The sequence below is a fragment of the Streptomyces sp. NPDC048142 genome (assembly GCF_043202835.1).
GTDB lineage: Bacteria > Actinomycetota > Actinomycetes > Streptomycetales > Streptomycetaceae > Streptomyces.
The window spans coordinates 47,065-72,149 of the sequence record NZ_JBIDBC010000024.1 but is presented as its reverse complement, the minus strand read 5'-3'; the positions used below and the strand labels follow the sequence as shown (position 1 = coordinate 72,149).

At 70.7% G+C, this 25,085-nt stretch carries 22 protein-coding genes, 1 tRNA gene and 1 pseudogene; 11 read left to right on the top strand and 13 right to left on the bottom strand.

What is annotated here, in order from left to right:
* Positions 1 to 3: 3 nt before the first annotated feature.
* The gene (locus ACGF2Y_RS26285) at positions 4 to 747 is read right to left on the bottom strand and encodes an enoyl-CoA hydratase family protein (protein WP_392952103.1); all 744 of its coding nucleotides are present in this window, start codon (positions 745 to 747) and stop codon (positions 4 to 6) included.
* A 96-nt stretch (positions 748 to 843) separates the two neighbouring features.
* On the opposite strand from ACGF2Y_RS26285, the gene ACGF2Y_RS26280 reads away from it, so the two are divergent.
* Both ACGF2Y_RS26280 and ACGF2Y_RS26275 read left to right on the top strand, forming a co-directional pair.
* Positions 844 to 1,770, top strand: coding sequence for an SDR family oxidoreductase (locus tag ACGF2Y_RS26280; RefSeq protein WP_392952100.1), 927 nt, complete (start codon positions 844 to 846; stop codon positions 1,768 to 1,770).
* A 397-nt stretch (positions 1,771 to 2,167) separates the two neighbouring features.
* Positions 2,168 to 2,728, top strand: a complete 561-nt coding sequence (locus ACGF2Y_RS26275) for a GNAT family N-acetyltransferase (RefSeq protein ID WP_392952097.1) — start codon at positions 2,168 to 2,170, stop codon at positions 2,726 to 2,728.
* Positions 2,729 to 2,744: 16 nt separating this feature from the next.
* Here the strand turns inward: ACGF2Y_RS26275 and ACGF2Y_RS26270 are convergent, their stop codons facing one another.
* Entirely contained in the window at positions 2,745 to 3,500 is a 756-nt protein-coding gene (locus ACGF2Y_RS26270; protein WP_392952093.1) for an ankyrin repeat domain-containing protein, read from the bottom strand.
* 38 nt (positions 3,501 to 3,538) lie between these two features.
* The gene (locus tag ACGF2Y_RS26265; protein WP_392952090.1) at positions 3,539 to 4,441 is read right to left on the bottom strand and encodes a hypothetical protein; all 903 of its coding nucleotides are present in this window, start codon (positions 4,439 to 4,441) and stop codon (positions 3,539 to 3,541) included.
* Between the two features lie 416 nt (positions 4,442 to 4,857).
* On the opposite strand from ACGF2Y_RS26265, the gene ACGF2Y_RS26260 reads away from it, so the two are divergent.
* The gene (locus ACGF2Y_RS26260; RefSeq protein ID WP_392952088.1) at positions 4,858 to 5,625 is read left to right on the top strand and encodes a S1 family peptidase; all 768 of its coding nucleotides are present in this window, start codon (positions 4,858 to 4,860) and stop codon (positions 5,623 to 5,625) included.
* A 184-nt stretch (positions 5,626 to 5,809) separates the two neighbouring features.
* On the opposite strand, the gene ACGF2Y_RS26255 is transcribed toward ACGF2Y_RS26260, so the two are convergent.
* Positions 5,810 to 7,684, bottom strand: coding sequence for a beta-galactosidase family protein (locus ACGF2Y_RS26255; protein ID WP_392952085.1), 1,875 nt, complete (start codon positions 7,682 to 7,684; stop codon positions 5,810 to 5,812).
* 245 nt (positions 7,685 to 7,929) lie between these two features.
* Here ACGF2Y_RS26255 and ACGF2Y_RS26250 point away from each other — a divergent pair, with 245 nt between their 5' ends.
* The 3 genes from ACGF2Y_RS26250 (at position 7,930) to pepN (ending at position 12,257) form a co-directional block, all read left to right on the top strand.
* Positions 7,930 to 8,808, top strand: coding sequence for an AraC family transcriptional regulator (locus ACGF2Y_RS26250; RefSeq protein ID WP_392952082.1), 879 nt, complete (start codon positions 7,930 to 7,932; stop codon positions 8,806 to 8,808).
* Between the two features lie 264 nt (positions 8,809 to 9,072).
* The gene (locus ACGF2Y_RS26245) at positions 9,073 to 9,423 is read left to right on the top strand and encodes a chorismate mutase (RefSeq protein WP_392952079.1); all 351 of its coding nucleotides are present in this window, start codon (positions 9,073 to 9,075) and stop codon (positions 9,421 to 9,423) included.
* A gap of 209 nt (positions 9,424 to 9,632) precedes the next feature.
* The gene (gene pepN, locus ACGF2Y_RS26240) at positions 9,633 to 12,257 is read left to right on the top strand and encodes an aminopeptidase N (RefSeq protein WP_392952076.1); all 2,625 of its coding nucleotides are present in this window, start codon (positions 9,633 to 9,635) and stop codon (positions 12,255 to 12,257) included.
* A gap of 124 nt (positions 12,258 to 12,381) precedes the next feature.
* Here the strand turns inward: pepN and ACGF2Y_RS26235 are convergent, their stop codons facing one another.
* From ACGF2Y_RS26235 to ACGF2Y_RS26220, 4 genes and pseudogenes are all read right to left on the bottom strand, one after another.
* Positions 12,382 to 12,768: an ArsR/SmtB family transcription factor gene (locus ACGF2Y_RS26235; protein WP_392952074.1), complete on the bottom strand. Its 387-nt coding sequence runs from the start codon at positions 12,766 to 12,768 to the stop codon at positions 12,382 to 12,384.
* A 118-nt stretch (positions 12,769 to 12,886) separates the two neighbouring features.
* A complete protein-coding gene (locus ACGF2Y_RS26230) occupies positions 12,887 to 13,108 on the bottom strand; it encodes an alkylphosphonate utilization protein (RefSeq protein WP_031121993.1) in 222 nt (73 codons plus the stop codon).
* Positions 13,109 to 13,159: 51 nt separating this feature from the next.
* Positions 13,160 to 13,612: an ATP-binding protein gene (locus ACGF2Y_RS26225; protein ID WP_392952070.1), complete on the bottom strand. Its 453-nt coding sequence runs from the start codon at positions 13,610 to 13,612 to the stop codon at positions 13,160 to 13,162.
* A 79-nt stretch (positions 13,613 to 13,691) separates the two neighbouring features.
* Positions 13,692 to 13,787 (bottom strand): annotated as a pseudogene (locus ACGF2Y_RS26220) (transcriptional regulator); the annotation flags it as partial.
* Positions 13,788 to 14,317: 530 nt separating this feature from the next.
* Here ACGF2Y_RS26220 and ACGF2Y_RS26215 point away from each other — a divergent pair.
* Positions 14,318 to 15,841 (top strand): pyridoxal phosphate-dependent decarboxylase family protein, encoded by a 1,524-nt coding sequence (locus ACGF2Y_RS26215; RefSeq protein WP_392952067.1) that lies wholly within the window; start codon positions 14,318 to 14,320, stop codon positions 15,839 to 15,841.
* A complete protein-coding gene (locus ACGF2Y_RS26210; protein ID WP_392952064.1) occupies positions 15,838 to 17,265 on the top strand; it encodes a lysine N(6)-hydroxylase/L-ornithine N(5)-oxygenase family protein in 1,428 nt (475 codons plus the stop codon). The genes ACGF2Y_RS26215 and ACGF2Y_RS26210 overlap by 4 nt, the downstream gene beginning before the upstream one ends.
* An 81-nt stretch (positions 17,266 to 17,346) precedes the next feature.
* On the opposite strand, the gene ACGF2Y_RS26205 is transcribed toward ACGF2Y_RS26210, so the two are convergent.
* Entirely contained in the window at positions 17,347 to 19,185 is a 1,839-nt protein-coding gene (locus ACGF2Y_RS26205) for a bifunctional metallophosphatase/5'-nucleotidase (RefSeq protein WP_392952063.1), read from the bottom strand.
* Between the two features lie 139 nt (positions 19,186 to 19,324).
* Between ACGF2Y_RS26205 and ACGF2Y_RS26200 the strand changes: the two genes are divergently transcribed.
* Both ACGF2Y_RS26200 and pyk read left to right on the top strand, forming a co-directional pair.
* A complete protein-coding gene (locus tag ACGF2Y_RS26200; RefSeq protein WP_392952060.1) occupies positions 19,325 to 20,053 on the top strand; it encodes an SIMPL domain-containing protein in 729 nt (242 codons plus the stop codon).
* A 120-nt stretch (positions 20,054 to 20,173) separates the two neighbouring features.
* Entirely contained in the window at positions 20,174 to 21,613 is a 1,440-nt protein-coding gene (gene pyk, locus ACGF2Y_RS26195; protein ID WP_392952058.1) for a pyruvate kinase, read from the top strand.
* 17 nt (positions 21,614 to 21,630) lie between these two features.
* On the opposite strand, the gene ACGF2Y_RS26190 is transcribed toward pyk, so the two are convergent.
* Together ACGF2Y_RS26190 and ACGF2Y_RS26185 are read right to left on the bottom strand one after the other, a co-directional pair.
* Positions 21,631 to 22,407, bottom strand: coding sequence for a transcriptional regulator (locus ACGF2Y_RS26190; protein WP_392952055.1), 777 nt, complete (start codon positions 22,405 to 22,407; stop codon positions 21,631 to 21,633).
* A gap of 110 nt (positions 22,408 to 22,517) precedes the next feature.
* Positions 22,518 to 22,593 (bottom strand) — tRNA-Leu (locus ACGF2Y_RS26185).
* Between the two features lie 97 nt (positions 22,594 to 22,690).
* On the opposite strand from ACGF2Y_RS26185, the gene ACGF2Y_RS26180 reads away from it, so the two are divergent.
* A complete protein-coding gene (locus tag ACGF2Y_RS26180) occupies positions 22,691 to 23,347 on the top strand; it encodes an ANTAR domain-containing response regulator (RefSeq protein WP_007460230.1) in 657 nt (218 codons plus the stop codon).
* A 78-nt stretch (positions 23,348 to 23,425) separates the two neighbouring features.
* Here ACGF2Y_RS26180 and ACGF2Y_RS26175 read toward each other — a convergent pair whose 3' ends face one another.
* Both ACGF2Y_RS26175 and ACGF2Y_RS26170 read right to left on the bottom strand, forming a co-directional pair.
* Positions 23,426 to 24,142, bottom strand: a complete 717-nt coding sequence (locus tag ACGF2Y_RS26175) for an ABC transporter ATP-binding protein (RefSeq protein ID WP_392952051.1) — start codon at positions 24,140 to 24,142, stop codon at positions 23,426 to 23,428.
* Positions 24,139 to 25,083, bottom strand: a complete 945-nt coding sequence (locus ACGF2Y_RS26170; RefSeq protein WP_392952048.1) for an ABC transporter ATP-binding protein — start codon at positions 25,081 to 25,083, stop codon at positions 24,139 to 24,141. The genes ACGF2Y_RS26175 and ACGF2Y_RS26170 overlap by 4 nt, the downstream gene beginning before the upstream one ends.
* Between the last annotated feature and the right edge of the window lie 2 nt (positions 25,084 to 25,085).

Below are 25,085 nucleotides of genomic sequence, written 5' to 3'. Positions count from 1 at the left end.
GGTTCAGGCCTCCTTGCCGAAGGTGTCGCGGACCCGGGCGGCGGTCCCGGCGAGGTTCGCCTCGAAGGTGAACCCCTGCTCGAAGCGGTAGCTGCGCTGTACGTCGACGGGGTCGATGCCGTTCAGGGCGGCCTTGGCCAGGCGCAGCAGGTGACCGTCCTTGGCGGCGATCTCCGCTGCCAACTCCAGTGCGCAGTCCAGGAGTTCCGTGGTCGGCACCACACGCCATACCGAGCCGTGGGCGAGGAGTTCGGCGGCCGTGACCGTGCGCGAGGTGTAGTACAGCGTGCGCATCAGGTGCTGCGGGACCAGTCGGGCCAGGTGCGTCGCGGCGCCGAGCGCGCCCCGGTCCAGCTCCGGCAGACCGAAGACGGCGTCCTCGCTCGCCACGATCGCGTCGGCGTTCCCGACGAGCCCGATGCCGCCGCCCAGACAGAAGCCCCGTACCGCCGCGACGACCGGGACCTCGCACGCGTACACCGCCGCGAACGCCTCGGCGCAGCCCCGGTTGGCGCCGATCAGGGCGCTGTGCCCCGGATCGCGCCGCAGCTCCTTGATGTCGACGCCCGCGTTGAAGCCGCGCCCGGCGGCGGCCAGGACGACGCAGCGCACCTCCGGATCGCGGCCCGCCGCCCGGACGGCGTCGGCCAGGTCGTACCAGCCCTGTACGGGAAGCGCGTTGACGGGCGGGTGGTCGACGGTGACGACGCGGACGCCGTCGGCGGGGTGCGCGGTGGAGACAGTCATCGAAGGATCAGCTACCTTTCCACCAAACATTTGTTAGGTGGACGGTAGCAGTCACGCCCCCGCCCGCCAACCGGTCCCACTTCCAAGGGAGATGAGATGACCTCACCCTCTGCTGCCGGACTCTGCGCGGGCCGGGTCGTCGCCGTCACGGGCGCCGGGCGGGGACTCGGCCGGGCCCACGCCCTGGCCTTCGCCGCCGAAGGAGCGCGGGTCGTCGTCAACGACCTCGGCGTCGGACCGGACGGCAACGGGGACTCCACCGGCCCGGCCCGGGAGGTCGTCGACGAGATCGTGGCGGCGGGCGGCGAAGCCGTCGTCCACGGCGGCGACATCGCCACCGCCGAGGGCGCGGCCTCCCTGCTCACCACCGCCGTGGAGGCATTCGGCCGCCTCGACACCCTGGTCAACAACGCGGGCTTCCTGCGTGACCGGATGCTCGTCAACCTCGACGAGGACGACTGGGACGCGGTGATGCGGGTCCACCTCAGGGGCCACTTCCTGCCCCTCAAGCACGCCGCCGCCCACTGGCGGGCCGAGGCGAAGGCGGGCCGCCCACCGGCCGCCCGGGTGATCAACACCAGCTCCGGCGCCGGACTCCTCGGCAGCGTCGGCCAGGCCAACTACGCCGCCGCCAAGGCCGGAATCGTCGCCCTGACCCTGGTCGCGGCGGCCGAGCTGGGCCGGTACGGGGTCCACGTCAACGCCCTCGCCCCCGCCGCCCGCACCCGGATGACCGAGCAGACCTTCGCCGAGGCGATGGCGGCCCCGGGGGCGGGCGAGTTCGACGCGATGGACCCCGCGAACGTCTCGCCCCTCGTCGTCTGGCTCGGCTCCGCCGCGAGCGAGGGGGTGACGGGCCGCGTCTTCGAGGCCGAGGCGGGCCGCATCACCGTCATGGAGGGCTGGCGCCCCGGCCCCACCGACGACCGGGGCGCGCGCAGGTCCCCGGCCGGGGCGGGCGAAACGGTGCGCCGACTGCTGGCGGACGCGGAGGAGCCGGGGCGGGTCCATGGGGCGTCCTAGGGGTAGCCCATGGGCTGGCCCGCAGTCCGCGGCGGGCGCGCGACGACAGCTACGGCATCTCGCCGCGTTGGCGGGACAGCCGTCCGCGTGCGTCCAGTACGGGACAGCCGTCCGCGTGCGTCCAGTACGGGACAGCCGTCCGCGTGCGTCCAGTACGGAACAGCCGTCCGCGTACCGGAACGCCCGTCCGCGTGCATCCAGTACCGGAACAGCCGCGTACATGCCAGTAGGCGAATGCCCCTCCGTCGTGCGACGCGCGTCGTGCGACGCACCGCACCGGACGCCGCGCCCTGTCCGGCCCCGACCCGCCGGACACCCCCACGGCTCCGGCCCGGACCGCTGACGCCCCGCGCAAATCGGGTGGCGCGGCCCGGCCGCGGGCGGTGAGGATCGCCGTATGCGCATCTTCCTGGAGACCGACCGGCTCGTCCTCCGCCCGGTCACGGCCGCCGACGCCCCCGACCTCCTCGCCCTCGACAACGACCTCGCCGTCATGCGGTACATCAACGGCGGCCGGCCCACCAGCCCCGAGGACCTCCGGGACCGGACCCTGCCAAGGCTCCTCCACGACCACCCGTGCACCGGGACCCGCGGATTCTGGGCCGCCGAGGAGAAGACCACCGGCGCGTTCCTCGGCTGGTTCGAGCTCCGGCCGCTGGACGATCACGACCCCGCCGTAGCCGAGCTCGGCTACCGGCTGAACCGGGCCGCCTGGGGCCTCGGTTACGCCACCGAGGGGGCGCGGGCCCTGGTGGACAAGGGGTTCGCGGACCTCGGGGTCCAGCGGATCACCGCGAACACCATGGCGGTCAACACGGGATCCCGGCGCGTGATGGAGAAGGCGGGGCTGACCTTCCTGCGGAACTACACCGAGGACTGGCCGGAGGCCATCGAGGGCTCCGAGCACGGCGAGGTCGAGTACGTACTCACGCGTGAGGCGTGGGAGCGCGGCCGGTAGGGACCCGGGCCCGGAACTACTCCGGCCGCGCCAGCAGGGACGCGATCTCCCCGTGTCCCAGGTGCTGGTCCATGCCCGCCGACGCCACCCCGTCCCGGAGCACCTCCACCGCCATCGTCTCCTCACCGTCCCTCCGGTCGCGGAGCGTCACCGTCTCGATGCCGGAGCCGTACGCCTCCTCCAGCTGCCGCCGCAACTCCCGCTCCGGATCGAGTGCGGCGATGCGCCGCGCCTCCGCCAGCGCGAGGGCGACCACGGGCTCCTGTCCCTCGCCACCCGCGCCGTGCGCGAGCAGCGCCCATACCGTCCGCAGGGATCCGCGCCGCGCCGCCGACACCAGCATCGCCTCCCCCTGAGGGCCAGGCAGCAGCGGGTCCGCGCCCCGGGCGAGGAGCAGTTCCACCGTCGGGGCGTGCCCCAGGCCGACCGCCCACCGCAGCGCCGTGAAGCCGAACTCCTCGCGCAGATCCGGCCGGGCCCCGGCGGACAGCAGCGCCTCCACCACCTCGGTGTGCCCGCCGCACGCCGCCCCGCACAGCGGCAGATCGCTCGCCCCGGGGCCGCTCGCCCGGTCGGGGTCGGCCCCCGCGACGAGCAGCAAGCGCACCGCTCCCACGCGGTCCTGGACCGATGCCAGATAGAGCGCGGTCGTGCCCTCCTCGTCGCTCGTCTCGGCGCGCGCCCCCGCGCGCAGCGCCCGTACGACCGCGTTCTCGTCCTCGTACAGCGCGTCGAACAGGCGTGGTTCGTCCCTGATCGGCTCGTTCGTCATGCTTCGATCCTACGGTGGGCCGCTGACAACGCCCGTGCTCAGGTGTCGCATTCCAGGGCGGTCCGGCACAGCCCGCAGCGCGCGGTGAGCCGGCCCCGGACGGGGACCCGGATGCGCTGGTGGCAGGTGGGGCAGGGGAAGGAGACGCGCAGTCCCTGGCCGCCGGTCTCGAAGGCGTACGCGACGTTCGGATCCGGGCCGGCGCCGGGATGGTCCTGGGTGTAGCGGCGGTCCTTGGCGTAGCGGCGGCGGCCCGCCCAGCCGGCGGCGGTCAGCGGGGGTCTGCGCAGATCCTGTAGTGCCCGCTCCCGCCCCTTGGTGTACGCGGTGTACGCCTGGGGGCTGGTGAACCACGGGGAGGGGTCCTCGCCGAAGGCGAACGCCCGCTTGGCCAGGACGTATCCGAACTCCTCCGGGGTGAGATAGCCGAGCTTCTGCCGGGACACGGCGTCCTCCCGGAACGCGTCCAGCAGCAGCCAGCCCGCGCCGAGGTAGGCCGTCGTCGTGTCGGTGAGGATCTCGTTGGCGGGGGTCCCGGGGAACTCCAGGCCGAGCCGGTGCAGCAGCACATGGGTGATCTCGTGCGCGAGCGCCGCCCCGATGTCCCTGCGGTGGGTGCGGAAGCGGTCGTTGAGCTCGATGAAGTACTCGGGGCCCGCGGCGAGTTCCACGCTCGCCGCGTGCTCCATCGCCCGGAAGCCGACGATCATGCGGGCCTCGGGCAGATGGAGGTGCTGGACCAGGGAGCGTGCCACCCGCTGGGCCCCCAGGTGCAGATCGTCCTGGTCCGCGAACGCGGCGTCGGCGGGCGCGAGGCTCGTGGCGTAGGTGTGGACGCCGTCCGCGGAGAGCCTCCGGTAGAGCGCGGTGATGGCGGAGCGGACCGTGTCCAGATGCGGAAAGCCATGGACGACGGGTGCGCCCGGAGGGCCGTTCGCCACGTCGGAACCCCCATCCACGTCGGAACCCCATCCACGACGGTCGACGGACCTCCACTGTATGCCGGGCCGGGCGGCGGGCCCGGAAGGGTCCTGAAAGCCTCCGGTGGTCCTGGCTGAAAAGTGCGCCTTGTGGCAGCGGTCACCGGTGCCGATAATCAGATCGTCTTGACGGGTACATGACTAATTTGGCTTCGGCGTCGGAGGACGTCACCCCGCCGGGACGTGTGTGCCGGACCACGCAACCCCACAGCTGTACGGGGATTCCTGCGCAACGACGCTGCACGGCAACCTCCCACAGCGACCCCCACACGGATTCCCCCCACGAATCCGCACCCGCCCCCACGCGAACTGCCCCCACGCCCCCCACGCGAATTTCCCCCACCCCCCACGAAATCCCCCCACGAAAGAAGGCATCCGTGAAGCTTCTGAGCGCGCTGAAAAGGTGTTCCGTCGCCATAGCCGCCGTCGCCCTCGCGACCGTCAGTCTCCAGCCCGCCTCCGCGGCCCCCCAGCCGATCGTCGGCGGCGAACGCGCCGAACAGGGCGAGTTCCCCTTCATGGTCCGGCTCTCCATGGGCTGTGGCGGATCGCTCTACGCCCAGGACATCGTCCTCACCGCCGCCCACTGTGTGGACGGTTCGGGCAACGACACCTCGATCACGGTCACCGGCGGTGTCGCCGACCTCCGGTCGCCCGACGCCATCAGGGTGAAGTCCACCAAGGTCCTCCAGGCCCCGGGCTACAACGGCACCGGTAAGGACTGGGCGCTGATCAAGCTCGCCCGGCCGATCGACCAGCCCACCCTGAAGATCGCCACCGACAGCACCTACGACGAGGGCATCTTCACCGTCGCCGGCTGGGGCGCCGACCGCGAGGGCGGCAGGCAGCAGCGCCACCTGCTGAAGGCCGACGTCCCGTTCGTCTCCGACGCCGACTGCCGGAGCGCGTACTGGGACCTCGTCCCCGGAGAGGAGCTGTGCGCCGGCTTCCTCGACACCGGCGGCGTCGACAGCTGCCAGGGCGACTCCGGCGGCCCGATGTTCCGCAAGGACGACGCCGACGAGTGGATCCAGGTCGGCATCGTCAGCTGGGGCCGGGGCTGCGCCCGCCCGGACTACCCGGGCGTCTACACCGAGGTCTCGCACTTCGCGGCCGGCATCGCCTCCGCGGCCGACTCGCTCTGACCCCGGCCGACTCGCTCTGGCCCCGGCCGGGTAGCTCGCACCGCCCACGGCCGGGCGACCGGCCTGGACCCGGCCTGGACCCGGCCGGGCGACCGGCCTGGACCCGGCCTGGATCCGGATACCGGCCCGGACCCGGACCGGGACACCGGCCCGGACACCGGTTCACCGCATGTCCGGCCGGTGATCACGGCTGAACCACCCCGGGGGTGTCCGTTCGTACGGGCGCCCCCGGACCCAGTTCCACCTGCGGCTCGCCCGCGTCCTCCAGCTCCAGCACCCACACCTCGTTGGCGCCCGCGCGGAGCACCGGACCCGGCACGTACAGGGTCCGCTGCGGGCCCGCCGACCAGTACCGGCCCAGGCAGAAGCCGTTCACCCAGACGAACCCGCGCGTCCAGCCCGGCAGTTCGAGACCCGCGTGAGCGATCCCCGCCGCGCCGGAAGTGTCTGCCGCGCCCGCCACGCCCGAAGTACCCGCCGTGCCTACCGCGCCCTCGATGGTGAACGTCCCCCGGAACAGGCCCGTCCGCCCCGCGTCCCCCGCCCCCGCAGCGGCCGCCACCGGCCCGAACGGGACCGCCGCCACCGCGTCCGCCGCCTCGAAGGCATCCAGCCGCAGCCCCCGGGCCCGTACCCCGTGCAGATACTGCCGCTCGTGCAGCACCCCGCCCGTGACGCCCTTCGGCTCGCCCAGGCGCGGCCCGTAGTTGACCCGGCCCAGTGACTCCACCCACAGCTCGACCTCCGCCGGGCCCGCCACCGGCTCCGGCAGCGTGCCGGACTCCTCGGTCAGCACCCCGGCCCGTACCCCGTCCACGTACACCACCGCCCGGTCCCGCAGACCCGAGGCCCCCAGCGGATACGCCTGGCGCGGCCCCGGCACCGCCACCCGGTAGCGCACCAGGCCCCGGTCCACGCCCAGCTCCTCGAAGGTCGGCGGCACCCCCGACTCCGTCTCCGGACCGCCCAGCGTCTCCAGTACGTCCCCGAGCCCGGCCCACCCGTCCAGCTCCACCCGCACCGGCCCGGCGAGCCCGGCCGGCTCCGGCGGCAGCGCGGGCAACGGACCCTCGGCGTAACCCTCCAGGACCCGCCGGAACAGCCAGAACTTCTCCGTGGCCCGCCCGTACTCGTCGACCGGCGCGTCGTAGTCGTACGACGTCACCGTCGGCTGGAACGACTCGTCCTGCAGCGGACCGGACCGGTTCGCCCCCGCCCAGCCCGCGAAGTTCGTCCCCCCGTGCGCCATGTAGATGTTCACCGACGCCCCGCACTCCAGGATCTCCCGCAGCGCCCCGGCCGCCTGCTCCGGATCCCGCAGCACCGGCCCGGCCCCCCAGTGGTCGAACCAGCCGCACCAGAACTCCATGCACATCAACGGGCCCCTCGGCTGATGCCGGCGCAGCACCTCGAAGCCCTCCCGCGCCCCCGAACCGAAGTTCGCCGTCGCGAGGAGACCCGGCATCGAGCCGCCGGTCAGCATGTGGTCCTCCGGGCCGTCCGACGTGAACAGGGGGACCGTCACCCCGCACTGCCGCAACAGCCCTGCCAGCCACTCCAGATACGCCGCGTCGCTGCCGTAACTCCCGTACTCGTTCTCCGACTGCACGAGGATCACCGGGCCGCCCCGGGACACCTGCCGCTGCACCACCTGCGGCAGCAGCTCCCGGAACCACCGCTCCACCACCGCCCGGTACGCCGCGTCCCGGGTACGCACCCGCCGCCCGAACCGGCCCGTCACCCACACCGGAAGCCCGCCGTTCTCCCACTCGGCGCAGATGTACGGACCCGGCCGCACGATCGCCCACAACCCAGCCCGCCGAGCCGCGTCCAGGAACCGGCCGAGCGCCCCCACATCCCGGCAGTCGCCCTCCCGGGGTTCGTGCAGATTCCACGGTACGTACGTCTCGACGCAGTTCAGCCCCATCGCGGCGAGCATCGCGAGCCGGTGCTCCCACTGCTCCTCGTGCACCCGGAAGTAGTGCAGGGCGCCCGACAGCAGCCGTACGGGCTTCCCGTCGAGCCGGAAGCAGTCGTCCTCCACGGTGAAGTCGGTCATGGTGCTCGTACGCTCCTGTGCTCGGCGGCACCCGCGGCCCTCGGGTGAATTGGTCCGACCACCTTCACCTCTGGCGCGCACCGGGTCCATGGACAAAGATCGCCGTTGATTGGACCCAACGGACCAGCCGGTTGACGGACGCGACGGACCAGCCGGTCCCCGGATGCGACGGACCAGCCGGTTAACGGACACAACGGACCAGCCGGGACGTACGCGACGGACCGGCCGGGAGAGGAAGGACCGCGATGTACCACACCTGGATGCGCTTCTTCACCCCGAGCCCGCTCCACCACCGCCTGGGCCTCGTCTGCCTCGGCGTCGGCCTCCAGCACGGCGCGCTGCCCACCGTCGGACCCCGCACCCTCGACCACCACGTCGCCGTCATCGTCAACTCCGGCACCGGCTGGTTCAAGAGCCCCGACGGCCGCCGCACCCCCGTCACCGGCCCCAGCCTCATCTGGCTGACCCCCGGAACCCCCCACCACTACGGCGCCGACCCCGGCACCGGCTGGGACGAGAGCTTCGTCGACTTCACCGGCCCCACCACCGCCACGTACACCGAACTCGGCTACATCGAGCCCACCCGCCCCCTCGTCCCGCTCTCCGACACCGCCGCCCCCCGCGCGGCGGTCGGACGCATCGTGCGCGCCGCCCGGCGCGGCAACCCCCTCCTGGAGGTGGAGACCGGGGCCGCCGTCCACGAACTCCTCGTCTCCCTGCGCCGTGCCCGCGCCGGCATCGGCCCCGACGGCGACCCGGTGCTCCAGGCGCTGGCCCGCGACGCGTACCAGCCGCTCACCGTCGCCGAGCACGCCTCCCGGCACGGCATGACCCCCGCCGAACTGCGCACCGCCGTACGGCGCGGCGCCGGATGCAGCCCCAAGGACTACCTGCTCGGCATCCGCCTGGGCCGGGCCAAGGAACTCCTCGCCGCCACCGACCTCCCCGTCGCCGCCGTGGCCCGCCGCGTCGGCTACGACGACCCCGCCTACTTCTCCCGGCTCTTCGCCCGCCGCGTCGGCACCGCCCCTGTCCGCTTCCGTGAACAGCAGGGCCGCAGCGTGCCCGGCGGCTGGAGCGACCGGGTGCCCGACCCCGATGACCCGCCGACGATCACCACCTGACAACGGCGGTCCAAGACCCACCGGCGATTGAGGGGCGGCGTCACGGGGCTGGGCACGCCCTCCCCCAAGCTCTCGGCTTCGCTCGAGCAGGGAGGGGCCCCCTCCGGCGTTGTCGTCAATCACCATGGCTCCTTCCCCAAGCTCTCGGCTCCGCTCGACCAGGGGAGACCCCATCTGCCTCAATCCTCCGCCTTGCAGCTGCACGCACCCAGCCCCGCTCCTTCTCCCACCCCCCAATCGCCGGTGGGTCTAAGCTCGCTGACCATGAGTACGAGCGAAATCGACGCGTCCGTCCAGACCGAGCTGAACCGGCTGCGCGAGAGCATCGACAACATCGACGCCGCCGTCGTCCACATGCTGGCCGAGCGCTTCAAGGCCACCCAGCAGGTCGGCCGCCTCAAGGCGGACCACAAACTGCCGCCCGCCGACCCCGCCCGCGAGACCCGCCAGATCGCCCGGCTCCGGCAGCTGGCGCAGAGCGCGAACCTGGACCCGGCGTTCGCCGAGAAGCTGCTGACCTTCATCATCGCCGAGGTGATCCGCCACCACGAGCGCATCGCCGACGAAGCGGGAGACGGCGGCACCGGCCGACGCGCTACGGATTCCGGAGCCTGAACCGCCCTGGGGGCCACCCGCCGAGCCCCCCAGGGCCCCGCGCCCACCCCCGAACGCAGCCCCTCCCTCCACCACCTTCGCGCCTCCCACCGGCCGCCGCCCCCAGCGCAGCGAGCACCACCCCTCCACCCCGCCCACCGCAGACCGGCCCCGTCCGCCCAGGGAGAACCCCACTGCGCCCGCCGCGCCCCGTACGGCAGCATGGGGCCATGTCCGTACTGACGCGCGACGAAGCGCAGACCCGAGCCCAGACCCTCGACGTGGAGCGGTACACGATCGCCCTCGACCTCACCACCGGCGAGGAGACCTTCGACTCCCGCACCGCCATCCGGTTCACCGCCCGCGCGGCCGGAGACACCTTCGTCGAGGTCAAGCCCGCCACCCTGCGCTCGGTCAGCCTCGACGGACAATCCCTGGACCCCGCCCTCCTCGACGGCAACCGCTACCCCCTCACCGGACTCGCCGCCGGCCCCCACGAGCTGCGCATCGACGCCACGATGCACTACTCCCGCACCGGCGAGGGCATGCACCGCTTCACCGACCCCACCGACGGCGAGACCTACGTCTACACCCAGCTGTTCATGGAGGACGTACAGCGCGTCTTCGCCGCCTTCGACCAGCCCGACCTCAAGTCCGTCTTCGCCATCGACGTCACCGCCCCCGAGGGCTGGACCGTCCTCGGCAACGGCGTCGCCGAACACACGGGGGAGGGGCACTGGAGCATCGCCCCCACGCCCCTCGTCTCCACCTACCTCGTCGCGGTCGCCGCAGGACCCTGGCACTCGGTCACCACCGAACACGCCGGACTGCCCTTCGGCATCCACTGCCGCCGCTCCCTCGCGCCGTACCTGGACGCCGACGCCGACGAGATCCTCGACATCACCCGTGCCTGCTACGACCGCTACCACGAGAAGTTCGACGAGCCCTACCCGTTCGACTCCTACGACCAGGCCTTCGTCCCCGAGTTCAACGCGGGCGCCATGGAGAACCCCGGACTCGTCACCTTCCGCGACGAGTTCGTCTACCGCTCCGCCGTCACCCACACCGAGCGCCAGACCCGCGCCATGGTCATCGCCCACGAGATGGCCCACATGTGGTTCGGCGACCTCGTCACCCTGACCTGGTGGGACGACATCTGGCTCAACGAGTCCTTCGCCGAGTACATGGGCTACCAGACGCTCACCGAAGTGACCCTTCCCCGAGCTCTCGACTCCGGCCGAGCAGGGAAGTCCCCGTTCCCCGACACCTGGGTCGACTTCGGCGTCACCCGCAAGGGCTGGGGCTACGACGCCGACCAGCGACCCTCCACCCACCCCGTCGCCCCGGACCCCGACGCCGTCCCCGACACCGCCTCCGCCCTCCTCAACTTCGACGGCATCAGCTACGCCAAGGGCGCCTCCGCACTGCGCCAACTCGTCGCCTGGCTCGGCGAGAAGGACTTCCTGGCCGGCATCAACACCCACTTCGCCCGCCACAGGTTCGCCAACGCCACCCTCGCCGACTTCATCGACAACCTGGCCTCCGCCACCGACCGCGACGTCCACGCCTGGGCCGAGCAGTGGCTGCGCACCACCGGCATCGACACCCTCACCGCCGAGACCGGCACCCCCGAGCCCTCCTCGCCCGCCGAGCTCGCAGCGAACGGCAGCGGCAACGGAAGAGGTGACGGCAGCGGCAGTGGACAGTCCTGGTCCCTCGCCGTCACCCGCGACGGCTCCCGCCCCCACCGCGTCACCGTCGGCGCCTACGACCACGCCCTCAACACCCAGGCCGGCCCCGGCCACCTCGCCCTGCGCGACCGCTTTGACATCGACCTGCCCGGCGACGGGACGCCCACGGTCCGCCCCGGCCGCCGCCCCGCCCTCGTCGTCCTCAACGACGGCGACCTCACCTACGCCAAGATCCGCCTGGACACCGCCTCCTGGGACACCGTCCTGACCGGTCTCTCCGGCATCCCCGACGCACTCACCCGGGCCGTCCTCTGGAACACCGCGCGCGACATGGTCCGCGACGCGCAGCTCCCTCCCGCCACCTACCTCGCGACCGTCCGCACGCACCTCCCGCACGAGACCGACCTCGCGCTCGTCCAGGGCGTCCTGTCCTTCGCCGCCGGCCAGGTCGTCGACCGTTACGTCGTTCCCGAGGACCTGCCCGCCGCCCGCGCCACCCTCACCGACCTCTGCCGCGACCTCATCCGCCGCACCGAGGACGGCTCACAGCCGGGCCTGCGCCTCATCGCCGTACGCCACTTCATCGACGCCGCCACCCAGCCCGACACGCTCCGCAGCTGGCTCGACGAAGGCACCGTCCACGGCGGACCCGAACTCGACCCCGAACTGCGCTGGCGCATCCTCACCCGGCTCGCCGCCCTCGGCGCCACCGACGAGACCGCCATCGCCGCCGCGCTCGAAGCCGACCCCAGCGCCACCGGCCGCGAGGGCGCCGCCCGCTGCCGAGCCGCGCTGCCCACCGCCGAGGCCAAGGCCGCCGCCTGGGACGCCCTGTTCACCGACGACACCCTGTCCAACTACCTCTTCACCGCCACCGCCCAGGGCTTCTGGCAGCCCGGCCAGGAAGAACTCCTCGGCCCGTACGTGTCCCGCTTCTATCCGGAAGCCATCGCCCTCGCCGCCCGCCGGGGCCCCGCCATCGCCGAGGCCGCCGGACGCCACGCCTTCCCCGCGTACGCCATCGACCCCATGAGCCTCGGCACCGGCATCCGCGCCCTGGAGGACCCGGACCTCATCCCGGCCCTGCGCCGCAAGCTCGTCGACCAGCTCGACGACCTGCGCCGCGCCCTCGCCGTACGATCGGCCGTCGCCCTCGCCGACTGACCCGTACGCGTACGGTCGCGGGGCGAGGACCGCTCCCCGCCCCGCGACCGTACGGAACACGGCAGGGGGGCCGGCCGGTCCCGCCGGGCGGCCGTAGCGGAACCCGGCACCGTACGGAGGCGGATCAGCCGCTGCCGCCCGCCCCGCCGTCGATGTCGTCGTCCGGGGCGTCGTCCCCGGAGCCGCCCGTCGCCCGCAGGTCGGCGAGCAGTTCCGCCTGGCCCGCCAGCACTCCGGACAGAATCTTCCGCGCGACGCGCAGCAGCTCAGCCACTCCAGGATCGGCCAGCGTGTAATGGACCGCCGAGCCCTCCCGCCGGGCCGTCACCAGACCGGCGCGGCGCAGCACGGCCAGCTGCTGCGAGAGATGGGCGGCCTCGACCCCCACCTCGTTCAGCATCTCCGAGACCGCGCGCTCACGCTCACTGAGCAGTTCGAGCACCCTGATCCGGACCGGATGCCCCAGCGTCTTGAAGAACTCCGCCTTCAATCGGTACAGCGGCGTACTCACCGGCGGGGCCCCGTTCCGCACGCCGGGAACCCGGCACACCACAGCTGACCAGAACTCTTCTCCATGGGTTCATCCTCGCGCCTTCGCACCACGAGGATGAACCCGGGGACCGGCCGGGTCAGGCCTTCTTCAGGAACTCGGTCCGCAGCACGAGCCCCTTGACCTTCTTCGTGTTGCACTCGATCTCACCGGCACGACCGGTGAGCCGGATGTTCTTCACCAGCGTGCCGCGCTTGAGCGTCTCCGACGTTCCCTTGACCTTCAGATCCTTGACCGTGGTCACGGAGTCACCGTCCGCCAGTACGGTCCCGTTACTGTCCTTCACGACGATGTCGCTCATGGTGCGTTCCTGCCCTTCTCCACCCGGTACAGCTCTTGCACCGGACATTCCTCAACGATCACGGGACCCGCCGCCCCGCCGCAGCGGAAGCGTTATCCAGATACTCTTGCCGCCCTCGTCGACATCGCCCCGCACCACCGCGCTGCCGCCCAGACCATGGGTCAGCTCCATCACGGTCGCCAGACCCCGGCCCGGCGCTATTCCGGCGGACGCGAACAGGGCCGGCCGGTACGGATGGCGGTCGTGCACACCGAACGCGAACGTGTCAGGACCGCCCGCGAACAGGACCGTCACGTTCGGCGAGAGCACCGCCGCGTGGCGCACACTGTTGGCCACCAGCTCGCTGAGGATCAGCAGCGCCGGATTCCGGCATGGATCCTGCGGCCCCACCCCCCACTCCGCCAGCACCTGCTCGGCGGTCTCCCGGGCGATGCGCACGGCCGCCCCCATCGCGGGCAGCGTCACCACATGCCGGTACGGAAACGAGTCCGGCGGTGTGATCATCGGGCGGGCTCCCCGGCCAGGAGCGCCACGGCCGCCACCATCGGACCGGCGGGCAGGTCACGGCGCGGAGCGCGGGTCATGGCCGCGCCCGAAGCAACTCCAGGCCCTTGATGCGCACCGGATGCCCGAGCATCCGGAAGAACTCTGCCTGGGCCTGATGCAGGGGGACCGGCACGGCGGGGCCTCTCCTCGGCACGGAATGACCCTCACAGCATGTAGTGAATTGCAGAAATTCGCAATTCACTCATTGGGTGGCGGTGGGGGAGCGCTTGAGTGGTAGCGGGACACCGCTCGGGCGACAGCGGGAGAGGCCGCCGGCGGGAGACCGCTGAGCAACAACGGGAGAGGCCGCCCCGGCCTTCGGGTACGCCTCCGACTCGGCCCCGGCCCCGGCTGTGTCTTCGACCTGGCCCCGGCCCCGCCCACGCCTTCGACTACGCCTTCCGGCCCCGGCCCCGCGTCTTCGACCTGGCCCCGCCCACGCCTTCGACCCGGCCCCGGGTACGGCTCCGGGTCCGCCCCCGCCCCCTCCGTACACCCATCCAACAACCGCACACCCCTACCATCCCCAGCCTCCCCGGCCGGGCCACACCGGCCGCCAGTACCCCTTTCGAGTTCAGATCGTTGGGCTCTTCGGCCGCGCCACCCGAAACCCGGGACAAGCTGGCATGTCCACCCCCGCGCACCCGAAGGACCACCCCACCCATGCCCACCCCGCCCCTCGCCGGAGGCACCGCAGGCCCCGCCGCACTGCGCCCCCTCATCGACACCGTCCTCACCGCACTCCACGACGGCGCGGCCCTCCGCGGCGGCCCCCTCCCCGCCGGCGGACCCGACACCGTCACCCCCCGCACCCGCACCGCCGCCCACCCCCTCATCCCCGACCACGGCACCGGCGCCCACCAAGCCCTGCGCTCCCTCGTCACCGCCCTCACCGCAGGCGCCGCCGACCCCGCCCACCCCCACTGCGCCGCGCACCTCCACACCCCGCCCCTCGCCCTGGCCGCCGCCGCCGACCTCGCCGCCAGCGCCCTCAACCCCTCCATGGACTCCTGGGACCAGGCCCCCGCCGCCTCCGCCCTCGAAGCCGACCTCACCAGCGCACTCGCCACCGAGATCTACCCCGACGCCCCCTCACCCGACGCCGTCATCACCACCGGCGGCACCGAAGCCAACCAACTCGCCCTGCTCCTCGCCCGCGAACGCCACGGCCCCGTACAGACCGTCTGCGGCGCCAACGCCCACCACAGCATCGCCCGCGCCGCCTGGCTCCTCGGCCTCCCCGAACCCGTCGTCGTACCCGCCCCCACCGGCACCCTCGACCTCGCCGCCCTCGACGAAGCCCTCACCGAACTCCACCGCCCCCTCCTCGTCGTCGCCACCGCCGGAACCACCGACACCGGCGAAATCGACCCCCTCGACGCCATCGCCGACCTCTGCGCCACCCACGGCGCCGAACTCCACATCGACGCCGCCTACGGCGGCCCCCTCCTCTTCAGCCCCACCCACCGCACCCTCCTCCACGGCCTCGACCGCGCCCACAGCGTCACCCTCGACCTGCACAAACTCGGCTGGCAACCCGCATCCGCCGGCCTCCTCGCCGTCCCCGAACGCCACCACCTCACCCCCCTCCACCACCACGCCCCCTACCTCAACGCCGACGACGACACCGAAGCCGGCCTCCCCGACCTCCTCGGCCGCTCCCTGCGCACCACCCGCCGCCCCGACGCCCTCAAGATCGCCGTCACCCTCCAGGCCCTCGGCCGCACCGGGCTCGCCGACCTCCTCGACCGCACCCTCGCCACCGCCCACCACCTCGCCGACCTCATCACCAAGACCCCCACCCTCGACCTCTACGACCGCCCCACCATCAGCACCGTCCTCTTCCGCCCCACCGGAACCGACGACCACACCGTCGCCACCGTCCGCCGCACCCTCCTCCAACGCGGCCACGCCGTCCTCGGCCGCGCCCACGCCGAAGGCCACCTCTGGCTCAAGGCAACCCTCCTCAACCCCCACACCACCCCCCAGGACCTCCAAGCACTCCTGGACCTCGTCACCGGCGCCACCGCCGCTCCCGTCACCGGCGCCACCGCCGCTCCCGTCACCGGCGCCACCGCCGCTCCCCTCACCGGCACCACCCCCGACCCCCTCACCCGCCCGCCCGCCACCCCCGGCAGCGCACCCCACCCCACCCCTCACCCCACGGAAGGCGACACCCCGCGATGACCGACCGGCCCGCCCCCGCCCCCGACCAGCCACACGACCTCGTCGGCATCGGCATCGGCCCCTTCAACCTCTCCCTCGCCGCCCTCGCCCACACCATCCCCGCGAGCACCGACGACCCCCGCCCCCTCGCCGCGACCTTCTACGAACAACGCCCCGCCTTCCACTGGCACCCCGGCCTCCTCCTCGACGGCGCCAGCCTCCAAGTCCCCTTCCTCGCCGACCTCGTCACCCTCGCCGACCCCACCAGCCCCTGGAGCTTCCTCAGCTACCTCCGCACCCGCGACCGGCTCTTCCCCTTCTACTTCGCCGAGCGCTTCCACATCCAGCGAGCCGAATACGACGCCTACTGCCGCTGGGTCAGCGAACAACTCCCCGGCCTCCACTTCGGCCACCAGGTCGACGCCGTCCGCTGGAACACCGACCGCGCCCTCTTCGAAGTCGACTTCACCCAACTCGACCGCGACGGCGAAGCCGAAGCCCTCGGCCGCGCCCACACCCGCCACATCGCCCTCGGCATCGGCACCGAACCCTTCGTCCCCGAACCCCTCAAACCCCTAGCCGAAGCCGAAACCGTCCCCGTACTCCACTCCGCCGACTACCTCCGCCACCGCGAACGGCTCCTCACCGCCGAACACATCACCGTCATCGGATCCGGCCAGTCCGGCGCCGAGATCTTCCTCGACCTCCTGCGCGCCCGCCCCGAAGGCGCCGAGAAGATCCACTGGCTCGCCCGCACCCAGGCCTTCGCCCCCATGGAGTACTCCAAACTCGGCCTCGAACACTTCACCCCCGACTACAGCCGCTACTTCCACGCCCTCCCCGAATCCGCCCGCGACGAACTCGTCCCCCGCCAATGGCAACTCCACAAAGGCATCGACGCCGACACCATCGCCGCCATCCACGACGAGCTCTACCGCCGCACCCTCCACGGCGGCTGGCCCGACGCCACCCTCACCCCCGGCGTCCACGTCCGCACCGCAGGCCGCGTCGCCAACACCCGCGTCGAACTCCACCTCGAACACACCCAGCAAGGCACCCGCTCCCGCCTCACCACCGACGCCGTCATCCTCGCCACCGGCTACCGCGAACGCCCCCTCGACGCCATCCTCGGCGGCCTCGACCCCTACCTCCACCGCGACGCCTCCCACCGCCCCCGCATCGACGACCACTACCGCCTGATCCTCGACCACGCCGTCACCGGACACGTCTACGTACAGAACGCCGAACGCCACACCCACGGAGTCGGCGCCCCCGACCTCGGACTCGCCGCCTGGCGCAGCGCCACCATCCTCAACAACCTCACCGGCGCCAACCCCTACCCCCTCCCCGAACGCACCGCCTTCACCACCTTCGGCCTCACCCCCCAGCCGCCGAGAGTCCCCGCCCAGGCCCCCGCCCTCGTCCCCCTCAGCCAGTACATCTGACCCCGCACAACAAACGGCCCGGGCCCCCACCGACGGGAGACCCGGGCCGAACAGACAGCACACCCCACAGAGCGCAAACGGTTACGGGAACACCGGCGCACCGTCACGCGTCAGCCGCCAACCCACCGAAGCGAACACCGCCGGATCCACCGACCCCTTCTCCCGCACCCACCCGATGATCGTGTTCCGGATCTCGTCCGAATCCGCCCACAACTGCCGCGCACCCGGCACATGCGGGAAGTTCCCCCCACCGCTCGCCCGGTAGTTGTTCACCGCGAACACGAACCGCGCCGCCGGATCGATCGCCTTCCCCTCGAAGGACAGCCCCACGATCCGCGAACCCACCGGCCGCGCGATATCGATGTCGTAGCTCACTCCCGACACCGCGTCGTAGTTGTAGTCCGGAATCCCGTCCGCGTTCGTCAGCTTCGCCGTGTCCACCGGACCACCCGCCGGCGTCCGCACGTAATACCGCGCCGAATACTCCAGATAGTCCTTCAACTGCGCACCCGTGAGCAGCCGCGCCTCCAGCGTGTTCTCGAACGGATACAGCCCCGCCGCGTCCCTGATCGTCACATCACCGGCCGGAATTCCCGCCGCACGCGAGAAACACGAGGCCTGCGACAGCACCGGCAACGACCCGTACTCACCGCCCGCCAGCGCCGCCTTCACCGTCTCCGTCTGCACCTGGTTGATCAGGTCGATGATCGGCTCGTCCTTCCACGGCGCGGCCGCCGTCGACATCGCCACCACCGACGTCCCGATGACCTGATTGACGTACTCCACCACCTTGCGGTGCTCCGACCGCAGCAGCGACGTCACCTTCCGGTCCTCCGGCACCGTGTTGGAGTTCAGCACCCGCGAACCGGCCTTCTCGACCGTCCAGCGGCCCCTCTCCCACACCAGGTCGAAATCGAACAGCGTCAGCCGCTGCCCCCACTTCGCCGGCTCCGAGAGCACGACCCGCTTCCCCGTCTCCTTGTTCGTCACGAAGTGCTCGGCGATCTCCACATGCGCGTGCCCCACCAGAATCGCGTCGATCCCCGGCACCTGCTCCGCCACCAGCGCCGCCGCGTTCTCCACGTACGGCAGCTGATCCCCCCACGACGACGTCCCCGAAGAACCCGAATGCGCGGAAACGATCACCACGTCCGCACCCATCGACCGCAGCTTCGGCACCCACTTCGCCGCCTGCTCCTCCAGCCCCGGGAACACCATCTTCCCGCCCACATTCGCCTTGTCCCAGATCGCGATACCGGGATTCGTCAGCCCCAGCACCGCCACCCGCACATCACGCCCGCACGGCGTCCGCATCCGCTTGATGACATACGGAGCGAACGCCGGCCGCAACGTCCTCGCGTCCAGCGCATTCGCCCCCAGCAGCGGAAAATCACACTGCTCCTCGAACTTCCGCAGCACCGGAATGCCGTAATTGAACTCGTGATTCCCCAGCGCCGCCGCGTCATAACCGATCGCGTTCATCGCCCGCGCCATCGGATGCACCGGACCACGGCGAGCCGTGATCGGATCCACCTTCGCGTAGTAGTACGACAACTGAGTGCCCTGGATCGTGTCACCCGCGTCGATCAACAGCGTGTTCCGGCGGCCCTTCTCCCGGCGCACCCGGTCCACCAACGTCGAGATCTTCGCCAGACCGACATCGTTGTGAGCGGAGTCGTCGTACTCCTTGTCCGTGAAGTAGTCCCAGTTGAAAACGTTCCCGTGCAGATCGGTCGTGCCCATCACCGTGAACGCATACCGCTTCGCCGGACGCCCGTGCCCATGACCGTGCCCGTCACCATGGCCGTGCCCCTTCGCCTCCGCCGCACCGGCCGAGCCCACGACCGCCCCGCCCGCGACCGCCACACCCGCACCGGCGGCAGCCGAACGGCCCAGAAACGTCCTACGGTTCAACGGCATCTCCTACTCCTCGTTCAGTAGGGCAACGCGCGTAGATTCTGGCCCAGCAGCCACCCCACACAACACCCCACCCAGGTTTCGATCTGATGACCACGCAACAGACACCACGCCACACCACCCCCCGTGCCACAGTGAACACATGACCGAAACCCCCACACCCGGCCCCGCACCCGCACCCCACCACCCCTACGGCACCCCCACCACCCCCCACGTCACCGTCCGCGGCGAAGCCCACCTCGAAGCCGACCCCGAAATCGCCCACATCACCATCACCCTCACCGCCCGCGGCACCGACCGCCGCACCACCCTCGACGACCTCACCCACCGCAACACCACCACCCTCAACCTCATCAAGACCTACGGCGACACCATCGAAAAACTGGAAACCGGCACCCTCGCCATCCGCCCCGAACTCACCCGCCACGGCCGCGCCGAACGAATCCGCGCCTACCACGGCAGCATCCAACTCACCGCCACCATCAGCGACTTCACCGCACTCGGCGAAATCGTCGCCCGCCTCGCCGACCAGGACCTCACCCGCATCGACGGCCCCTGGTGGGCCCTGCGCCCCACATCCCCCCACCACGCCGCCGCCCGCCGCCAAGCCGTCCAGGAAGCCCTCCAACGCGCCCGCGAATACGCCGAAGCCCTCAACACCCGCCTCGGCGCCCTCCTCGAACTCAGCGACACCGGCACCCACGTCGGCCCCCACATGACCCCCGCCGCCTTCTCCGCCCGGACCAGGTCCTTCGGAGGAGCCACGGAAGCCGCCCCCGACGCCACACCCCTCGACCTCGAACCCGTACGCCAGAGTGTCGACGCCCAGGTCGAGGCCTCCTTCACACTCGTCCCACCGAACCTCGGATAAACGCTCATCAGAGCGACCCGCTGCACAATTCAACACTTGTCAACAGCCCTTCATCAGAAGGTTGTTGAGGCGTCACACGGAGCCAAATACCTACCCGTAGGTAAGGTTTAGTCTCGAAACATGCGCCGAGCGAAAATCGTCTGCACCCTGGGACCCGCAACCGACACATACGGCCAGATCAAAGCCCTCATCGAAGCAGGAATGGACATCGCCCGCTTCAACCTCAGCCACGGCACCTACGCCGAACACGAAGAGCGCTACCACCACGTACGCAAAGCATCCAAGGAAACCGGCCGCAACGTCGGCATCCTCGCCGACCTTCAAGGCCCGAAGATCCGCCTCGGACGCTTCCGCGAAGGCCCCGTACTCCTCGAACGCGGCGACACCTTCACCATCACCGTCGAACCCCTCGAAGACCAAGGCACCGGCGACATCTGCTCCACCACCTACGACGGACTCGCCACCGACGTCACCACCGGCGAACGCATCCTCGTCGACGACGGCCGCGTCACCCTCGAAGTCACCGACGTCGACGGCCCCCGCGTCCACACCACCGTCATCGAAGGCGGCATGGTCTCCGACAACAAAGGACTCAACCTCCCCGGCGTCGCCGTCTCCGTCCCCGCCCTCTCCGAAAAAGACATCGACGACCTCCGCTGGGCCCTGCGCACCGGCGCCGACATCATCGCCCTCTCCTTCGTCCGCACCGGACACGACATCCACGACGTCCACCGCATCATGGACGAGGAGAACCGCCGCCTCCCCGTCATCGCCAAGGTCGAAAAACCCCAGGCCGTCGACAACATCGACGACATCGTCGCCGCCTTCGACGGCATCATGGTCGCCCGCGGCGACCTCGGCGTCGAAATGCCCCTGGAACAGGTCCCGATCGTCCAGAAACGCGCCATCAAACTCGCCCGACGCAACGCCAAACCCGTCATCGTCGCCACCCAGATGCTCGACTCGATGATCGACAACTCCCGCCCCACCCGCGCCGAAGCCTCCGACGTCGCCAACGCCATCATCGACGGCACCGACGCCGTCATGCTCTCCGGCGAGACCAGCGTCGGCAAATACCCCACCGAAACCGTCCGCACCATGTCCCGCATCGTCGAAGCCGCCGAGGAAGACCTCCTCGCCAAGGGCCTCCCGCCCCTCACCGAACGCAACAAACCCCGCACCCAGGGCGGCGCCGTCGCCAGAGCCGCCGCCGAAATGGGCGACTTCCTCGGCGCCAAATTCCTCGTCGCCTTCACCCAGAGCGGCGACACCGTCAAACGCCTCTCCCGCTACCGCTCACCCATCCCGCTCCTCGCCTTCACCCCCGACGAAGCCACCCGCGCCCAGCTCAACCTCACCTGGGGCGTCGAGACCTTCCTCGGCCCGCACGTCGACTCCACGGACGCGATGGTCGCCCAGGTCGACGAGGAACTCCTGCGCATCGGCCGCTGCGCGAAGGGCGACGTCGTGGTCATCACCGCCGGCTCCCCGCCCGGCGTCGCGGGCTCCACGAACCTGGTCCGCGTCCACCGCATCGGCGAGGACGACAGCCCGAAGTAGGGCGGCTCAGGGTCAGCTCAGTATTTCGGCCCGACGTGCGCATCCATGAGGGCGACGGATGCCCGTCGGGCTACGGAGATGTTGAGCGGCTTGCTGCCTCGCGCAAGGGTGGTCCACTCGACGCCTACGGCAGTGAGGGTGTCGCCGAAGAGCTTGCGGATGTCGTCGGACTTGTTGGTGAAGAAGTACCGGGGGTACTCGTAGCGCTTGCGTTCGCCGCGGACCAGGCGGGTGGCCCAGTTGATGATCCGGCAGCCGTCGGAGTGGATGAGGCCGCGGATGAATTCCCAGGGATGGGCGTCCACGATCTCTTGCTGCCACGCTTCGAGGGCGATCCGGCGCTCATGTTTCTTGCCGGGGCCGTGCTGAGGGAAGAGGCAGGGCCAATGCTTGCTGAAGGAAGTGACGTACTGGCAGCCCGCACTCGCCACCCGGCAGACTTTGTTGTGCGGTCGCGCGATCAGTACGGCCTCGGCGCAGGCGTCGATGAGTCCGGGCCACGCGTCGGCGCACGCGATGCGGAGGGAGTACACGCCTCGTTTGGCCGCGCTGATACAGCCGTCCCCGAGGTAGAGCCCCAGTAAGTAGGCGTACGAGGAAGGCTCCTCGATCGCCGTGGGTACTTCGGCGCACCTCGGGCAGGGTTTGCCCCGATTCATGTCCAGCGGTTTGAGGCGCGTCTGCCAGGAACGAATCGCGGCGCGCGATATGCCGGTCTGCTTGCTCACGGAATTGAGGCTGCGACCCTGCGCGACCAGAGCCAGAGCTCGCTCGCGGGTCCCCATGTCGTACATGCTGCCGAGTTTTGTCGCGCAGGCACCCGATCCGGCGTGGAATGGCACACGCATACTCAGATCAAGTGAAGTTCGTCGAATCACCTTGCGCCTTGGAATCCAAGGAAAAGTGCCCCAGGTGGGATTCGAACCCACACTGTCCGCTGTTTGAGAGCGGCCTCTCTAACCAAGTTGGAGTACTGGGGCCTTAGAAAGGAAGGGTCATTGCTGCCCTGCGCGTCACTACCTTACAGGAGCTAGGTAGGCTCGTGGCAGCAGTATCTGCCCCATACCGAGGAGCCCCGTGACCACCCCCGAGTCGCCCCAGCCCGTAGACGCCGTCGACGACGACAAGTCGCACGTCCCGCCGCTGACGACCCGCGTCGTCATCGCCGAGGACGAGGCCCTCATCCGCCTCGACCTCAAGGAGATGCTGGAGGAGGAGGGCTACTCCGTCGTCGGTGAGGCGGGCGACGGGCAGCAGGCCGTCGAGCTGGCCCGGGAGCACAGGCCGGACCTGGTCATCCTGGACGTGAAGATGCCGGTCCTCGACGGCATCTCCGCCGCCGAGAAGATCGCCGAGGAGTCCATCGCCCCGGTCCTGATGCTCACCGCGTTCTCGCAGCGCGACCTCGTCGAGCGGGCCCGGGACGCGGGGGCGATGGCGTATCTGGTGAAGCCGTTCAGCAAGAGCGATGTGGTGCCGGCCATCGAGATGGCCGTCTCCCGGTTCGCGGAGCTGAAGGCGCTGGAGAGCGAGATCGCGGACCTGTCGCAGCGGCTGGAGACCCGGAAGCTGGTGGACCGGGCGAAGAGCATTCTGCAGACGGATTACGGGCTCTCCGAGCCGGCCGCGTTCCGGTGGATCCAGAAGACGTCGATGGACCGCCGGATGTCGATGCAGCAGCTGGCGGAGGCGTTGATCGAGGACGCCGAGGAGAAGAAGAAGTCGGCCGAGTAGCCACGTACGTACCAGGAGAGAGGCCCGCACCCCGGGTGGAAGAACCGGGGTGCGGGCCTCTCTCGTACGGCAGGGGCGTCAGTCCTCGCCGAGGTAGGCCTTGCGGACCGACTCGTCGTGGAGCAGGTCCGAGCCCGCGCCGGAGAGGACGATCTTGCCGACCTCCATGACGTGACCCCGGTCCGCGAGGGACAGGGCGGCCTGGGCGTTCTGCTCGACGAGCAGGATCGTGGTGCCCGCCGCCTTGAGTTCGACGATGGTCTCCATGATCTTCTGCATCATGATCGGGGAGAGTCCCATGGAGGGTTCGTCGAGCATGAGCAGTTTGGGCTGGGACATCATGGCGCGTCCCATGGCGAGCATCTGCTGTTCGCCGCCCGAGAGGGTGCCCGCGGCCTGTTTGCGGCGTTCCCCGAGGATGGGGAAGAGGTCGTAGGCGCGCTGGATGTCCTTTTCGATGCCTGCCTTGTCGTTGCGGAGGTAGGCGCCGAGGAGGAGGTTCTCGGTGATCGTCAGCCGGGGGAAGATGTGGCGTCCCTCGGGGGAGTGGGCGATGCCCAGGGAGACGATTTTGTGGGCGGGGATGTTGGCCAGTGGCCTGCCCTCGAAGAGGATGCGGCCGCTGAGCGGCTTGAGCAGTCCGGAGAGGGTGCGCAGGGTGGTGGTCTTGCCCGCGCCGTTGGTGCCGATGAGGGTGACGACCTGGCCGGCGTCGACGGTGAAGGAGATTCCCTTGACGGCTTCGATCTTGCCGTAGGCGACCCGGAGGTCTTCGACCTCTAGCAGTGCGGTCATCGGGTGCCCTCCTCATCGGTGCTGGGGGTGTCGGGCGTGGTGTCTTTCGCTGTCGCGTCGGTGCCGGTGGTGGTCCTGGTGTGGGCCGCCGTGGTTTCCGCTTCGGCTGCTTCGACCTCGGCGGCTTCTTCGGCGCCGGGGGCGCCTTCGAAGGGGGTGCCGAGGTAGGCGGCGATGACGCGTTCGTCGCCCTGGACGTCGCTGGGGGTGCCTTCGACGAGTTTTTCGCCTTGGACGAGGCAGGCGACGCGGTCGCAGAGGTTGAAGATGAACCGCATGTCGTGCTCGATGACGAGGACGGCGATGCCCTGGTCCCGGATGGCGAAGATGAGTTCTTCGGTGACGCGGGTTTCCTGGGGGTTCATGCCTGCGGTGGGCTCGTCCAGGAGGAGGAGTCCGGGGTCGCTGGCCAGTGCGCGGGCGATCTCCAGCTTGCGCTGGTCGCCGTAGGGGAGGTTGCGTGCGAGGTGGTCGGCCTTGTTCTGGAGGCCGATGAACTCCAGTAGTTCCATGGCGCGTTCACGGCTGGCGTCTTCTGCTTTGTGGTAGCCGGGGAGGCGTAGGAGGGCTGACCACAGGCCCTCCTTGGTCCGGGTGTGGCGTCCGACGAGGACGTTCTCCAGGACGGTCATGTTGGCGAAGAGCCGGATGTTCTGGAACGTGCGGGCGATGCCGGCCTTGGTGACGAGGTGGGGCTTGGGCGGCAGGACGGTGCCCTGGTAGCTGACTTTGCCTTCGGTGGGGATGTAGAGGCCGGTGAGGCAGTTGAAGAAGGTGGTCTTGCCTGCGCCGTTGGGGCCGATGAGGCCGACGATCTCGCCGCTGTTGACGGTGAGGTCGACGCCCTTGACGGCGGTGAGTCCGCCGAAGCGCATGGTGACGCCGCTGGCGTCGAGGACGGTGGTGGCCGGGGTGGCCGGGGTGGTCGTTTCGGTGGTCATGT